The sequence below is a fragment of the Paenibacillus sp. GbtcB18 genome (assembly GCF_019091125.1).
GTDB classification, from domain to species: Bacteria; Bacillota; Bacilli; order Paenibacillales; family NBRC-103111; genus Paenibacillus_F; species Paenibacillus_F chitinolyticus.
The window spans coordinates 1-14,332 of sequence record NZ_JAGXJX010000013.1; the positions used below are offsets into that span (position 1 = coordinate 1).

Genomic DNA, 14,332 nt, shown 5'->3' on the forward strand with positions numbered 1-14,332 from the left:
CTGTGGTGTAGAGGCCTAACATGCCTGCCTGTCACGCAGGAGACCGCGGGTTCGAATCCCGTCAGCTCCGCCATTTTTAACAACGCTAGTTTTTGTGGCGGTCGTGGCGAAGTGGTTAACGCATCGGTTTGTGGATCCGACATTCGGGGGTTCAATTCCCCTCGTCCGCCCCATTACCTTGATATGAGTTTTAAATATTGGGGGTTAGCCAAGCGGTAAGGCAACGGACTTTGACTCCGTCATGCATAGGTTCAAATCCTATACCCCCAGCCATTTAGTTATGAGCCATTAGCTCAGTTGGTAGAGCACCTGACTTTTAATCAGGGTGTCGAAGGTTCGAGTCCTTCATGGCTCACCATGATTGTTTTATGTGCGCGTGTGGCGGAATTGGCAGACGCACTAGACTTAGGATCTAGCGTCTTTGACGTGGGGGTTCAAGTCCCTCCACGCGCACCAGATTTATGCGGAAGTGGCTCAGCGGTAGAGCATCGCCTTGCCAAGGCGAGGGTCGCGGGTTCGATTCCCGTCTTCCGCTCCATAATTTCATACGTGCCCTTAGCTCAGCTGGATAGAGCGTTTGACTACGAATCAAAAGGCCGGGAGTTCGAATCTCTCAGGGCACGCCATTATTACTTTCGGGACGTAGCTCAGCTTGGTAGAGCACCTGGTTTGGGACCAGGGGGTCGCATGTTCAAATCGTGTCGTCCCGATACGTCTGTCCCAGTAGCTCAGTTGGATAGAGCAACGGCCTTCTAAGCCGTGTGTCGGGGGTTCGAATCCCTCCTGGGACGTAATCTAATTAATATTAGATGCCGTAAAAACCGTCTAAATCCTTGTGTATCAAGGGTTGGGCGGTTTTTTTGTTGTTTGAGAATAGCATAGAATAGCATATGTTTTAGATTTTTTTTACACACGATTTTACACCAAAACCGATATCGCTTTTACCCCACCATCTCATCGAATATTTTCATGGTGCTTTTTTCATCTTGTTCTCTTAGTTCTTTAACGATATGGGCGTAATGTTTCATGGTTGTATCTATATCACGGTGTCCCAATCTTTCGGAAACGTAGTAAATAGAGACCTTTTTATAAAGCAAAATACTTGCATGAGTATGCCGTAAACCATGAAAAGCTATTGATTCGATATTTAACCTCGTCATTAGAGCATCCAAAGCCTTATTGGCACCATTGTTACTGAGAACTTTATATTTAGATGTAGGACTATAGAAAACAAGCTTATGGATATTATCGGGTTGATTTTCAAACCATGTTTTAAAAATATTCATTGTCTTCCTATCCATTTTAATTGTGCGGACTGACTGGTCGTTTTTTGTTGGCCCCCATCCATCATGCATTTTATTTGTGTATCCCCAAGTTTTATTAATGGTGATTTCACTTTTTTCAAAATTAAAGTCCTGTCTTGTCAGCCCGACTAATTCTCCAAATCGCATACCTGATGTGATACCTAAAAGAATTAGATAATGGGATAGCGCTTCTGGCCTCTCCAGCTCTTTCAATAAACGTTTGCTTTCGAAAAAATTCATGTGCTTTTCTTCTGGGCGTTTTGCTTCCACAGAACCTGAAATAACAGCCCCGCGGGTGAAATCTACTTTAATCACACCTTCGTCGATGGCATCTTTCACACATGCTCTTATATGAGTGTTCAATTTTCGGGTTCCTTCTTTTGCATGTTTTTCAGCATAAATATTTAATTTTTCCTGATATGTTCGTTTTGTGATTTCCTGTATTGTCTGTTCTTCGAATAGCTCCTCAATGGTGTGACGTGTAGTTTCATATCTTGCAATAGTATTCTTGTGCTTTGTGGATTTGTACACTTTGACCCACTCCGCGAAGTATTGGTGAAAGGGTTGCGGTTTTGCTTCCGCTATTGGGACTAAGCCTTTTTGGAGCTCGTACATCTTTTCAGCAGCAGCAGCTCTCGCTTCGGCTTTTGAAGCGAATCCCCCCTTTCTAATTGGAGCAGGCTTTCCATTCACCATGCGGCTAATAGTATATTGCCAGGTCTTTCCTCGTTTTAAATATGACGCCATTGTTATCACTCCTTTTAGGAATATATGTTCTGATTTTGGGTACGCCAAAACCGCCTCGCGGCAGTTACACGCGAAGTTAATTAAACTATTTCAATAACGCCAAGAGGATTAAAACAAACAGTGTAACGTTCATTTACTTGAGCAAATAGCCCGTATTTCTCGGTATATCTGTCAATAGTCGCTTGCAAAAATTCCTCGGTAACACCTAAAAACTCCGCAAGTTGGAATCTGTCTTGAATGTGCGAATGATAAGCCTGCACGATTTTTTCGAGAGGAATCATGAATTCGTATGCCCATTGTCTGGCTAATTGTTCCTGCTTTCTATTCTGGATCAAAGATTGATCTAGGATATTGCCTACTGATGTGTTGTGGTGTCCCAATTCTTCAGCGAGGACGCATGCTTTATCGACACTGGTTAAACCCTTATTTAGCCAGACAATCCCGTCCATATAAAGTCCTTTGTTTCTGGACGTCATAGGGTGTTCATAAACTTCAACGTATAATGAGGCATACTTTAGAACTGTGTCAAAATCCATCATGAAGTTAGCCTTCCTTTTGTCCTCGTTTCGACCGAACAAACTGCTTGAATATTTCAATTTCCTTCATTTCTTCTTCGGTCCAATCCTCGCCATCATGGTGAGCCGCGATAGTCTCAATTTCATTCTTGCTATTGGACTTATCAAGCTCCAAAAGTTCGTCTAATGAAACTTTAAAAAAACTTGCAAGTACTCTAGCTGTATCAAGTCTCGGCTCTCCATGATTGTTTTCCCATTTTGATAACATTCCTTTATTTATTGCAGTTCCATACTGGGCATTTACTTTGTCAGCAAGTTCATCTAAGGTGTGGCCTCGATTTGTTCTAAGTTCTTTCAATTTGTCACCAAAAGAATACACGGTCTTTTACCTCCGAACGTTTAGACTGATCTAATACCATAGTATAACACGTGTTTCGAAAATGCAACTTTTATTAGATGATCGCTTAAAATGTTATTGACTTTGAAACTTTTGTGTGTGTATACTCGTATCACAAGGTTTCAAAAGTGAAACAAGCACTGAGAGGAGGTGAATCCTCTTGAAGGACATCTTGAAAGACATCAAGCGACGTCATACGCCATACACAAAGTTTAAAGCATTCTTGGATGAGTATGGCGTGAGCCAGGGTAAACTCGGTGAATTGCTTGGCAAGTCGAAATCAGCAATCAATCAAAATTTGAATGGTACTGGTGGAGATTTCACGATAACCGAGATCAGAAAAATTTGCGCCGCATTTGAAATAAGTGCGGATGAGTATTTCATTTATCCCGAGGTTTCAAAAAAGAAACATAACACAGCATAGAAGGAGCGAGACGGCATGCAAAATATAACCGTGCAGCTTTCGATTCCAGTTCCAGAAGATCACGTGATAATCAGAAAGATCGAATTCGAGGAATTGAAGCAGATGGAACTTGCTGGGGTTTATTGGTCCATGCAGGATTTAGAACGAAGATTGAATAAGGGGCAGGCTTGGATCAAAGAAAACATTCTCTTACAGCCCCGTTTCAAAAAAATTCTGGATGTTCAAAATGGGGGTTTTGTCTTTTATCCAAAGGCACAAGGCCACAATTGGTCCTTTCAAGCTGCCAAAATGGCCGAGTTTCTGGATAAACGCTTCGGGGATATTTTCAAGTCTTAACGAATAGGAGGCAGTTTATACATGATTAACCTGACACTCGAAGAACTGGCCCGTATCTGGTTCGACCGGAGTCCGGCGCAACATGCCGTCATTCTCCGGGAGATTCGGCGGCGGAAGGAGGGAAAAGGCCGTGTCTGACGAGGTATTAGACAAGCTCGGTGTCTATTTCGAATATCACCGTATTGCCGAGAAATACCTGCTGACTTTCGAACGATTTGTTAAAAAAAATCTTGATGGAACATGGGAGGCGTGGATGCATGATCAGCAGCCCGAAATGGGTTCTGGTGTTAGGGCCAGACGAAAACGAGTTGAAACACCGGTGCTTGAACAAAAATTGCTCCAAGCTAATTAAACCGGGGCAGCAAGCTTGGAAGTACGGCAGCGGGGTTTGTTGCAATATTCAATGTTTTGCGGAGGCGATCGGCGCCAAGAAGATCAGCGCCGGCAAATCATGAAAGGGGGCGATGCCCGAAAACGAAAAACGACCCGTCCGGGGTAGGAGCCGGAACAGGTCGCGCACTTTGAAAAAACTTATGTCGCTAGTATACCACAAAAAAATATTTGGAGGTACTTCTCATGATTAAAGCCACAGGTATGGTACGCAAGGTTGATGAACTCGGTCGGATCGTAATTCCAGTTGAAATCCGTCGCACGCTTGGAGTAGCTGAAAAGGACCCGCTGGAAATCTTCGTTACGGAAGACCGAATCATTCTTAAAAAATACGCTCCCGGTTGCTTCCTTTGCGGTAACACGGAGGGGCTTCAATCCTTCCGCGATAAGGCCGTTTGTAAAAGTTGCCTCCGCGACCTTAAGAAAGTCGCCGCAGGCTCGCCAGCTTAAACCCGCCAGGAGGTGACCCCATGCGGTACACGTTGCCATATAGCGAGCGATTGCAGGACCAGGTCTTGCTGACACAGGTCGGCGGCTCAATCACCTTTCAATCAGATGGTACACCAGTTTTCACCTTTAACACTCGGCGTAAATTTACACTTTACCAGGATCTAAAGCAAAAAAAACATAATGCAGCGAATACGCCGAAGGAGGAGCCATGAAAAATATCATCCTGGAGCGTATTACGCTCCGCAACTTTAAAGGTTTCAAGGAATTTGTTCTCAATACGGCCGGCGGCAGCGTCTCCATATACGGCAATAACGCAACGGGCAAGACGACTTTGTTCGACGCCTTTGTATGGCTTCTTTTCGGGAAAGACAGCCAAAACCGTACGGATTTTGAGATAAAAGCATTGGACGAGCAGGGAAATGTTAAGGACCGGCACCTGCAGCACGAGGTCGAAACAGTGTTCTCGATCGACGCCCGGCCGCGAACTCTCCGGCGGGTGCTCACTGAAAAATGGGTGACTACCCGCGGCCAGGCCACACCGAAATTCGACGGCCACAAAACGGAGTACTTTGTTGACGGCGTACCAGTCAAGCAGACCGAGTACAAGGCCGAGGTAGACAGCATCATCGAGGAGAGCGTCTTCAAACTCCTCACCAATCCCGCCTTTTTCAATGAGCAGCTGAAATGGGAAGAGCGCCGGAAAATCCTTTTTGAGATCAGCGGCAACGTTACGGATGAAGAGGTTATCGACAGCAGCCAAGCGCTCTCCCGTCTCCCTGAAATTTTGGAGGGCCGGAGCATTGAAAATCACAAGAAGGTCATCGCGGCCAAGCGCTCCGAGATCAAAAAGGAGCTTGATAAAATCCCGGTCCGGATCAACGAGGCCGAACGGAGTAAGCCGGATACGACGGACCTGGATGCGGAGGTTATCCAGGACGATATTCAGACGCTACGGGATCGCATCCGTGAAGGTGAGGAGAAGCTCGTCCGTATCCAGGAAGGCGGGGAAATCGCAGCTTTGGAGAAGCATCTGCGCAGCATCGAGGCGCATCTGACGCAGATCCAAAATCGACAGGATTCGGCCGCGTTTGATCGAGCCCGGGGCCAACGGGACAAAATCGAGCAGCTGCAGGACGAATGCAGCGACGTAATCCGGAAGATTGAAGATTTAAAATATCAGATCGAACAGAACAACCTTCGGTTAACTGGTCGCAATGAAGCGCGACAAAAGCTTTTAACTGAATACCGCGAGACCGAAGCCCAAACCTTCACACCACCACACGAGAGCGAGTGCCCAACCTGCGGACAGAGTTTGCCGGCGGAGCAGATCCAGGCCGCGCACGATAAGGCCCTAGAAGATTTCAACCGTAAGAAAAGCTCACGCCTGGAAGAACTACTTTCAGTGGGCACAGCGGCGAAATTGGATATCGTGACCCTTGAAGCCACCGCGGACCGACTCAACCGTGAGTTGGTCGAACAGACGGAAATCCTCGATGCCAAGCGCGCGGCGGTACTCGTGGCAGAAACAAAGCTCGCGGAACTGCGGGGAGGCGCGGAAGTGCCGGCGCTCGATCCGGATTATGTAGCAAAGCAGCAGGAGGCCAAAGACATTCAGGCCCGCATAGTGGCGCTTCGCTCGTCCAATCAGGGCTCCGTTGAGCAGCAGCGAAAGGAATTGTCCAAACTCCGGATCGACGTGGCCACGCTCGAGCGCCAGCTCGCACAGTTTGAACAAGTGGACCGGATCACCCGGCGGATTGAGGAGCTGCAGGAGGAGGAGCGCCGCTTGGCCGCGGATTTTGAACGGCTGGAAGGTGAGCTCTACCTGATGGACGAGTTCACACGGGCCAAAGTCTCAATGCTGGAATCTCGTATTAACAGCAAATTCAAGCGCGCCCGGTTCCGGTTGTTCCGGGAGCAGATCAACGGCGGCCTGGAAGAGTGCTGCGAGACGCTTTTCGACGGCGTGCCATATGGCGGCGGCCTCAATAACGCTGCGCGGATCAATGTCGGCCTGGACATCATCAACACGCTGGGCGAGCACTACGGATTCTCCGCACCGATCTTTGTAGACAACGCGGAAGCTGTTACGAAAATGATTGACGTCAATTCGCAAGTAATCAAATTGATAGTGCCGCCGACATTTGAAAGCTTACCAATTGAGACCAGGGAAGAACTAGTTAAATTGCACGGTAGCTCTAAAAAGGCAAGCAGCATCTGGGAAAGCAGAAACAAGAAACTTTGGGTCGTTACGTCAAACAACAGCAAACAGGAGGCGGTCTGATGGCACGATTGACGGCACCGGCGACCGCCGGCCAGGTGAAATTATTTCTTATCGAGGTGAACGGTCAGTTCAGTGAGGATGTCCCCTCGGAGACAAACCCGCATTGCTCCAAGTTGAAAGCCTGGGAAATTCTTTACCTAGCGGTTGAGCAGCTGGAAGACAAAGAGCGGGTCCATGCGGAACTGCTTAAGGTAATCAACGACGAATTTGGTCAATACGATGTGGAGGCGATTTGAATGTCAACAGAAAAACAGAATGCGGTCGCAAAAAAGGAACTGACACATTCCGAAAGGTTTATGCAGAAAGTTGTCACGGAGTTTGGGACCAGTGTCGGCGAGGTCGCGCTGACTCAATTCCAGAAGCGCCTTGCACAAAACTATTTTGTAGCGCTCGATTCCATTCTTCGTTCAACCGAAGAAAAACGATTGAAAAAATCCGAAAAGTACCGCGATGCTCTGCCGGTAACCTGGGCAAATGTGAACATGGACAAATTGGCTTTGGATGTTGTATCGCTGGCGCGTGTTGGATTCGATCCGTCACAGCCGAACCATATCAACCCCATTCCTTTCAAGAATAACAACACCAACAAGTATGACATTACATTTATCGAAGGTTACCGCGGGATTGAACTAAAGGCTACGAAGTATGGCCTCAATCCGCCGGATAAGGTTATCGTCGAGCTTGTTTACTCCAATGACAAGTTTGTCCCGCTTAAAAAGGACGCCCAAAATCCTATCGAAAATTACACTTTCAGCATTGAGAATCCTTTTAATCGTGGCGAAATTATAGGCGGCTTCTACTATCACATTTACGTTGATATGCCAGAAAAAAATAAGCTTGCTCTTTTTTCATTAAGCGATATTGAGAAGCGCAAGCCCGAAAAAGCCAGCCCTGAGTTCTGGGGAGGCGAAAAAGACAAATGGGACAAAGGTCAGAAAGTAGGCACGGAAACTGTGACGGGCTGGCCCGAAAGAATGTGCTGGAAAACTATTTTTCGCGCGGCTTATAGCGATATCGCAATCGATAGCCAAAAAATCGACGACGATTATCTTCGTTTACTGCGCTTGGAAAGCGAGTTTTCCGAGGCGGAAGTGAACGAGGAAATCAGCCGAAACGCAAATCGCAAGGTTATTGACATCAACCCGACCCCACCCCAACCGGAAGCGCCGGAAGAGAACGGAGCCGCCGCGGATGCACCGCCGGAAGGCGACCTGCAGGTGGAGCCCGACCGGGCACAGGCAGCAGAGCCGCCGAGAATGGACCCGTTCTGATGGTTGAGATTCAACCGCTCGGCTCCAGCAGTGCCGGCAACGCCTACCGGATCACGGACGGTCACACGGCCCTGCTATTGGAGGCCGGTATCAAGTACAAGGAGATTCAGCGGGGCGTCGGCTTCCGGATGTCCGAAGTCGCTGCCTGCCTGATCACTCACGAGCACGGCGACCATAGCCGAGCCGCGGCGGACGTCATGCGCGCCGGCATTCCGGTGTTCACCGCGCGCGGCACGGCGGAAGCTCTCGGGCTGTCCGGACACCGCCTGCGAGTTGTTCAAGCCCGCGAGGAGTTCACGGTCGGAAGCTGGACGATTCTTCCCTTTGAAATTGAGCACGACGCAGCGGAGCCGCTGGGCTTCCTGCTCGCCAACCGGTCCGGGGACAAGCTGCTCTTTGTCACAGATACCTATTACGTCCGGTATCGGTTCCCTGGCCTCACACACATCATGGTCGAGTGCAATTATTCTATCGACATATTAAACGCCAACATAGCGGCCGGGCGCATCCCGGCCGTTATGAAAAGTCGGCTCCTTCGCTCGCACTTCGGCCTTGATCATGTAAAGGACTTCATTCGGGCCAACGATATGAGCCGCGTTCAGGAAATTTGGCTGCTCCATCTGAGCGACGCCAACAGCGACGCCGAGTTTTTCAAAAATGAGATTCAGAAAATCACTGGGAAAGTGGTCCGAATCGCGGACCGATAGGAGGCAGGCATGAAAGGCAAAAATCCGACTCTTAAGCAAAAGCAGGCAATCAAGGCGGCCGGCGAAGATCCGGCGAACTGGCTCGTAACCAAGGCGCCGCCCGGCAGGCTGTACCTGGTTCACCGGCAGACGGAGGCCGAGAAAGTCATAGCAGTATAGGGGATGATCAAAATGCCCGAAAACAGTTATCCCTTTCCGACCTACTCCGGCCTACTGCAACCAGTCCACTACAAGCAAATAGGCAGCGCGATCTGGCTTTTTCTCTGGTGCATCAGCTCCACGACAACGGAGAAGGAAAAAGACGGGATAGTCTGGGGCATCGTCCTTGGGAACAAGCCAATGAAGCTGTCACAGTTGGCGGAGATATTCGACGTTAACGAAAAGACGGTGAGCCGCTGGCTGGAGTCGTTGGAAAGGCATGATTACATCAGGATTACTCGGGCTCCATACGGACTCATTTTATCGGTCAAGAGGTCCAAAAAGTGGGCTTCCGGGAGAACGGACAAAAATGTCCGATCTCTCGAAACAGATCAGACAAAAATGTCCGTTCTCTCCAATAGAGATCAGACAGATATGTCCGATCTCCCGGACAAAAATGTCCGATCTAATAAAGATATTATAAAGATATTAATAGATAGATGGATTAAGGACTTATCTGAAACAGATTCCGAATTCCTCAAATCGAGAACCGAAGTTCTCAGAAATGCGATTAATACCTTTCCAACAGATTTTAATCCGGAAGAATCCGAGAACCGTTTTTCCGAGATCGAAGGTTACTATCTCCAGCAAACCAGACGGACCTTTTCAAACGCTTCCGATTGGAATCATGTCGAGGAGGTAGCTAAAGAGCCTATGCCAATCGAGTTCATTCACTTTGGGATCGACCTGGCAGTCGCTCGGAAAAAGAAGACTCGGAAAAGAGAGTCTGACACGATCAGAACATTTTCATACTGCAAGGCGGTAATCTTCGGATGCTGGGATGATTTTAAGGCCGCGATTGAAGCAGCTAATAAACCTGTTTCACCAAGGCAGCGCAAGAGCAACAACCGCCAGTTGTCGAAGAACGAAAAAGCTATCCAAGAAATACGGGAGGCGGAAGAACGTGAACGAAGTAGAAATCCGTAAAATCTTCATGCTCATTGATAATGTCTTTACCGGATTCTCATATGACGACTTCAAGGTGAAGCTCTGGTTGCGAATTCTGGAAGACGTACCCCATACACTCGCAGAGGCAAATTTTTATAGCTACACGCGGGACCCTGGGAACAAATTTCCGCCGACTCCCGGCCAGCTCGCCAAACGGCCAGCACAGGCCGCAGAGGGCCGAGCCATACCGGACGCTGCAGAAACCCGGCTCATGCTGGAAAACATGCACATGGTCGAGGAAAACGGCCAGCGGCGCGCGCTGCAACCGGCGCCGCCGAGCGAAAGGTTTCGGGAAGAGGTGAAGCGCATTGCAGCACGACGAGATTAAACCACTTCCGCAAAACATCGAGGCCGAACAGGCCGTACTCGGCGCGGTGCTGTTGGACCCTGAAACGATGGATCTTGCTATGGACCTTTTGAGTGGCGACGAGTTTTTCAGCCCGCAGCACGGCCAGATTTTCGAAACGATGCAGGAGTTACACGAAAGCGGAACGACCATTGATGTCGTTTCCTTAGCCGAACGGCTGCAGAGCAAGGGGCAGTTAAGCGCGGTCGGCAGTATCGGCTACCTCAATCAGTTGATCGAGGCAGTACCGACATCGGCCAACATGGGGCATTATGCCGAGATCGTAAAGGACAAGGCTACGCACCGGGAGGCAATCTTGGAGTTGCGGCGCCAGCTCCGTCAGGCCGAGGAAAGCGAAGACACGGGGAAGTTGCTGCAAACGATGCAGGCCAGCGCGGACAAGCTCACGGACAAGGGCTTTAAAAAGCAACCTTTTCACATGATTAGCGATGTAGCAATGGGATGTTTCGATACGATCGAGCGGACATACAACAACCGTGGGAACGGGTCGGCTATGGGGCTGCCGTCCGGGTTTACCGACCTGGACAAGCTGACCAACGGATTTCAAAACTCCGACTTGATCATTGTGGCTGCTCGGCCCTCCGTTGGTAAAACTGCCTTTGCCCTGAACATCGCCCAGAACGTCGGCATCCGCAAGAACGAGGTCGTTGCAGTCTTCTCGCTTGAAATGGGCGCGTCGCAGCTTGTACAGCGCATGATATGCGCGGAGGCGAACGTTGATGCAAACCGGCTCAGATCCGGTTTCCTCGAAGGCGACGACTGGGAGAAGGTCACCACGGCTATCAGCCTTCTTTCCGAGGCTCCGATTTACATTGACGACTCCGCAAGCATCACCGTTGGAGAGATCCGGACGAAGTGCCGGCGCTTGAAAAAGGACCACGGGCTCGGCTTGATCCTTATCGACTACCTGCAGCTTATCCAGGGCAGGGGTAAGGGAGACAACCGTCAGCAGGAAGTATCCGAAATTTCCCGCACGTTGAAGCAGATCGCCCGGGAACTGGACGTGCCAGTCATCGCGCTTTCCCAACTCTCCAGGAGCGTCGAGCAGCGCCAGGACAAACGACCGATGATGTCCGATCTACGGGAATCCGGCTCCATCGAGCAGGATGCGGACATTGTGGCGTTCCTTTACCGGGATGACTACTACGACAAAGAATCCGAAAAGAAAAATATCATCGAGATCATCATAGCTAAACAGCGGAACGGCCCGGTCGGCACAGTGGAACTGGCATTCCTCAAAAGCTTTAACAAGTTCGCCAACATCCAGCGGGATCACCAGGGACAGGCACCGCCTCCAGGCGGCCGGCGAGTACCGGACATGAGGAGGATGTCGTCATGAGCGAAAAACTGGACTGGCGGCAGGCTACCCGCGCGCAGCTGTACGAGATCGCTTATAACGACGTACAGGCGCCGATCCATCACCGGCAGGCGGCCGCCGAGGAAATTAAACGCCGCAATCGCAAACAGCACCGACGGGTGAACTATCACAAAAAGGCGGTGTACCCGCGGTGAGTCCTGAAACGGAAGAACTCGACCCCTATTTTCAGACAGCTTTACAGTACTGGATTACGGAAAAAGGCGGGAACATCCTTGGAAGTGTGTATGTGCTTGATCCAAGGCACATCATCACAGGACGGAACAGCCAGCGGATTACATGTGATAGGAGGCTAGCGAAAATTGATTCAATTCACAATCTATGGGGAACCGGTCGCACAAGGAAGACCAAAATTTAGTACGGTCGGCGGCTTTACAAGAGCATATGACCCGAAAAAATCCCGTGACTATAAAGATTATGTTCGGCTAGCAGCTGAAAAATATGCCCCACCTGCTCTCCTTGAAGGAGCGCTCGGACTTGCCATTACGGCTTATCGGCCAATCCCCAAAAGCTTCAGCAAAAAGAAAAGCGCGGATGCGGAGAGCGGCCTGATAATGCCGACATCTAAGCCCGACGCGGATAACTATCTTAAAGGCGTGAAGGATGCCCTCAAAGGCATCATGTGGAAGGATGACAGTCAAGTTGTCGATGCTTTTGTTCGTAAGCGGTATAGCAACCGCCCGCGGATCGAAGTCAAGATTGTCACTTTAGACTAAAAAACCGAGAGGAAAGTGATAGATATGAGTTACATCAATTTCAAAGGGCTTGTCAAAGACGCCAAATTAAAAAAAGGAAATACCGTTGTTGTAGTTCTGGAAATTACGAATAGCGAGCTTAAGGGACAATTTGAAACCCTGGCAGAAATGATTGACTGCGAAGTGCTTGGCGGCCTAGATTCCCAAATTATCCGCTTTACGAAACTGATTAATGCCCAGTCAAAAAAGCCGCTTATCCAATACAAGGTTGATATCGCTAAGGGCGTGGTTTCCCAGGTAACGGAAGAAGGCGAGCAATTAACTGCCGATGCAGCACTTGGAATAGCTCCTGAAAAGGTCAACGTGAAGAAAGAGGACGACGAAATCGAACTCGAAGTAATTAACGACTTTATCCTCAGCGGGTTTGCTCCAAAATACGAAGATTTGCCGCAGGATTTTGTTAAGATCACCCAACGCCTGGCGGAAGGTGAGAGTTATATCAAATTAGCTGCCGATGAAGAAATGCCGACGATGCTGTTCACGATGGCTTTGGACAAATACAGAGAGCGCGTTGCGCCAAGTGCTGCTGCTTGGGACGAATGGCGTAAAAACAACCCGGCAGCCGGCCAAATTCCTGCCAAAGACCAAACCGAAGACAAGGCTTCGTCTGCGGATAGCGATTTGAACGAGGTGGAGGCCCCTCAGAGCGGCGAACAGGAAGCAAACGGACAAACGGAGCCGAGCGAAGGAAACGAGCCTCAGAACGAAAATACGGGGGCCGAAGACGTTCTGCCGGAATGGTTGCAAGGTGTTCCATCGGAGCACCTGGTCCGGGAGGAGCCAGTAGAGTCTGCTGCAGAAGAACAAACGGCGGCTGATGCCGGCCAGCAACCGGAGGAAAAGGAGATCACAACGAAGGAAGTTGAAGCGTACATCCTGCTGCATGATCCGCAGTACGACGGCTTTTCCTTCGACTTCCGTGATCTGATCCAGAAGAAACAGGAGAAAAATATGAGCTGGATGGAACTGGCTAAAGAAGAAGGTGCCTCCTCCTCGAAAATTCAGTCGGAATACAAGAAATTTAAGGATCTCGTGAAGGAAGAAATTCGGAAAGGGAACGGGGCGGCGTAAGCTGTTCCTTTCAAAAGGGTGACATTCATGACTGATATAAAAGTGTCGATAGGCAACGGAATGAAAAAGTTGCAATTCAATGTTTTAAATGCTTCTGATCAGCTAGCTAGGCAAATTCTCAGTGCCTCATTCGATGGAATTTTTGACCGTGTAACCATCCGGCCGAGTCAAGGGGCAAACGCACCGAGGCTGAATCCGTCAGCGCATTCCCCAATTGCCCCAGTGGCATCCAAGGAGCCGCAACCTGACTCCCGACCGGTTCGGCAAACTCAGCTATTAAACAGTGAGCGTACGCTTGCGACTAATCTGGGGGAAAAACTGGGTCAAGCGCTTGGAGAACATTCGAACTGGTACGAATCCGGAATCAAATACAAGAACGGTGTACCGCATTATCGGTGCCGCTACTGGTGCCCCAACCCAGAATGTAAGTGCAGCAGTAACCAGTACATTTTAAAAGAAGATAAAACGACGGAATGCCACGAATGCGGGACCATTCTTAAAGTCCGCCCGGCCAACCCGGTTCTCGATACTTCGACAGGATTACCGTTCCGGGATTCATACGGCAACTTTTTCAGAGCAGATAAAGAAGTGAATCCGGAAGTCGGAGGGAAATGAATGCCGGCACTTTGGCCTAACGATCCGATGGAATGCCCCTACTGTGGCGGGGGCTTCCCGGATTTTGAAATACTGGATGACCATATGACGGCCTGCGGGCCGGAAAGCGAGGGCGGGAATCATGGTACTTGTTCTGGGTGAATGCAATCGCTGCGGGGAGCAGCGAGAATGCGTACAG

19 protein-coding genes and 8 tRNA genes are annotated in these 14,332 nt (G+C 49.4%); 24 read left to right on the top strand and 3 right to left on the bottom strand.

Translation table 11 applies throughout. From position 1 onward, the window contains the following. Positions 1-97: 97 nt before the first annotated feature. The 8 genes from KVT34_RS26365 to KVT34_RS26400 all read left to right on the top strand — a co-directional run bounded on the left by KVT34_RS26365 (position 98) and on the right by KVT34_RS26400 (position 791). A tRNA-His gene (locus KVT34_RS26365) sits at positions 98-173 on the top strand. Between the two features lie 25 nt (positions 174-198). Continuing rightward, a tRNA-Gln gene (locus tag KVT34_RS26370) sits at positions 199-273 on the top strand. Between the two features lie 9 nt (positions 274-282). Beyond that, positions 283-358, top strand: a tRNA-Lys gene (locus KVT34_RS26375). A gap of 14 nt (positions 359-372) precedes the next feature. After that, positions 373-456: transfer RNA gene (locus tag KVT34_RS26380), tRNA-Leu, on the top strand. A 7-nt stretch (positions 457-463) separates the two neighbouring features. Next, positions 464-538 (top strand) — tRNA-Gly (locus KVT34_RS26385). Positions 539-549: 11 nt separating this feature from the next. Next, positions 550-626: transfer RNA gene (locus tag KVT34_RS26390), tRNA-Arg, on the top strand. Positions 627-636: 10 nt separating this feature from the next. After that, positions 637-710 (top strand) — tRNA-Pro (locus KVT34_RS26395). A 7-nt stretch (positions 711-717) separates the two neighbouring features. Beyond that, positions 718-791: transfer RNA gene (locus KVT34_RS26400), tRNA-Arg, on the top strand. A gap of 150 nt (positions 792-941) precedes the next feature. Here the strand turns inward: KVT34_RS26400 and KVT34_RS26405 are convergent. The 3 genes from KVT34_RS26405 to KVT34_RS26415 all read right to left on the bottom strand — a co-directional run bounded on the left by KVT34_RS26405 (position 942) and on the right by KVT34_RS26415 (position 2,945). Beyond that, a complete protein-coding gene (locus KVT34_RS26405; protein ID WP_217562705.1) occupies positions 942-2,051 on the bottom strand; it encodes a tyrosine-type recombinase/integrase in 1,110 nt (369 codons plus the stop codon). A gap of 80 nt (positions 2,052-2,131) precedes the next feature. Further along, positions 2,132-2,590, bottom strand: a complete 459-nt coding sequence (locus tag KVT34_RS26410; protein WP_309244138.1) for an ImmA/IrrE family metallo-endopeptidase — start codon at positions 2,588-2,590, stop codon at positions 2,132-2,134. 4 nt (positions 2,591-2,594) lie between these two features. Beyond that, on the bottom strand, positions 2,595-2,945 hold the full coding sequence (locus tag KVT34_RS26415) for a helix-turn-helix domain-containing protein (RefSeq protein WP_309244139.1): 351 nt from the start codon (positions 2,943-2,945) through the stop codon (positions 2,595-2,597). A gap of 178 nt (positions 2,946-3,123) precedes the next feature. Between KVT34_RS26415 and KVT34_RS26420 the strand changes: the two genes are divergently transcribed. From KVT34_RS26420 to KVT34_RS26495, 16 genes are all read left to right on the top strand, one after another. Beyond that, on the top strand, positions 3,124-3,387 hold the full coding sequence (locus KVT34_RS26420) for a helix-turn-helix domain-containing protein (protein WP_217562707.1): 264 nt from the start codon (positions 3,124-3,126) through the stop codon (positions 3,385-3,387). A gap of 15 nt (positions 3,388-3,402) precedes the next feature. Further along, positions 3,403-3,723, top strand: a complete 321-nt coding sequence (locus KVT34_RS26425) for a DUF771 domain-containing protein (RefSeq protein WP_217562710.1) — start codon at positions 3,403-3,405, stop codon at positions 3,721-3,723. A gap of 130 nt (positions 3,724-3,853) precedes the next feature. After that, positions 3,854-4,075: a hypothetical protein gene (locus KVT34_RS26430; protein WP_217562712.1), complete on the top strand. Its 222-nt coding sequence runs from the start codon at positions 3,854-3,856 to the stop codon at positions 4,073-4,075. Between the two features lie 224 nt (positions 4,076-4,299). Next, complete coding sequence (locus tag KVT34_RS26435; protein ID WP_217562714.1) at positions 4,300-4,563, top strand: AbrB/MazE/SpoVT family DNA-binding domain-containing protein; 264 nt, start codon at positions 4,300-4,302, stop codon at positions 4,561-4,563. Between the two features lie 208 nt (positions 4,564-4,771). Then, a complete protein-coding gene (locus KVT34_RS26440) occupies positions 4,772-6,847 on the top strand; it encodes an AAA family ATPase (RefSeq protein ID WP_217562716.1) in 2,076 nt (691 codons plus the stop codon). Further along, on the top strand, positions 6,847-7,083 hold the full coding sequence (locus KVT34_RS26445; RefSeq protein WP_217562718.1) for a hypothetical protein: 237 nt from the start codon (positions 6,847-6,849) through the stop codon (positions 7,081-7,083). Before KVT34_RS26440 ends, KVT34_RS26445 begins: the two co-directional genes overlap by 1 nt. Beyond that, positions 7,084-8,118 carry a recombinase RecT gene (locus KVT34_RS26450; protein WP_217562720.1) on the top strand — a complete coding sequence of 345 codons (1,035 nt, stop codon included), beginning with the start codon at positions 7,084-7,086 and terminating at the stop codon, positions 8,116-8,118. After that, on the top strand, positions 8,118-8,825 hold the full coding sequence (locus tag KVT34_RS26455; RefSeq protein WP_217562722.1) for an MBL fold metallo-hydrolase: 708 nt from the start codon (positions 8,118-8,120) through the stop codon (positions 8,823-8,825). Before KVT34_RS26450 ends, KVT34_RS26455 begins: the two co-directional genes overlap by 1 nt. 9 nt (positions 8,826-8,834) lie before the next feature. Continuing rightward, positions 8,835-8,984: a DUF6906 family protein gene (locus KVT34_RS26460; protein ID WP_217562724.1), complete on the top strand. Its 150-nt coding sequence runs from the start codon at positions 8,835-8,837 to the stop codon at positions 8,982-8,984. Between the two features lie 12 nt (positions 8,985-8,996). After that, positions 8,997-9,950: a helix-turn-helix domain-containing protein gene (locus KVT34_RS26465; RefSeq protein ID WP_217562726.1), complete on the top strand. Its 954-nt coding sequence runs from the start codon at positions 8,997-8,999 to the stop codon at positions 9,948-9,950. Continuing rightward, complete coding sequence (locus tag KVT34_RS26470; protein WP_217562728.1) at positions 9,928-10,299, top strand: hypothetical protein; 372 nt, start codon at positions 9,928-9,930, stop codon at positions 10,297-10,299. Before KVT34_RS26465 ends, KVT34_RS26470 begins: the two co-directional genes overlap by 23 nt. After that, on the top strand, positions 10,280-11,677 hold the full coding sequence (dnaB, locus tag KVT34_RS26475; protein WP_217562730.1) for a replicative DNA helicase: 1,398 nt from the start codon (positions 10,280-10,282) through the stop codon (positions 11,675-11,677). Before KVT34_RS26470 ends, dnaB begins: the two co-directional genes overlap by 20 nt. Then, positions 11,674-11,850, top strand: coding sequence for a hypothetical protein (locus KVT34_RS26480; protein WP_217562732.1), 177 nt, complete (start codon positions 11,674-11,676; stop codon positions 11,848-11,850). Before dnaB ends, KVT34_RS26480 begins: the two co-directional genes overlap by 4 nt. A gap of 165 nt (positions 11,851-12,015) precedes the next feature. Further along, complete coding sequence (locus tag KVT34_RS26485; RefSeq protein ID WP_217562733.1) at positions 12,016-12,429, top strand: RusA family crossover junction endodeoxyribonuclease; 414 nt, start codon at positions 12,016-12,018, stop codon at positions 12,427-12,429. Positions 12,430-12,453: 24 nt separating this feature from the next. Then, the gene (locus KVT34_RS26490; RefSeq protein WP_217562735.1) at positions 12,454-13,539 is read left to right on the top strand and encodes a hypothetical protein; all 1,086 of its coding nucleotides are present in this window, start codon (positions 12,454-12,456) and stop codon (positions 13,537-13,539) included. Between the two features lie 27 nt (positions 13,540-13,566). Continuing rightward, positions 13,567-14,154 (top strand): hypothetical protein, encoded by a 588-nt coding sequence (locus tag KVT34_RS26495; protein WP_217562737.1) that lies wholly within the window; start codon positions 13,567-13,569, stop codon positions 14,152-14,154. Positions 14,155-14,332: the final 178 nt, after the last annotated feature.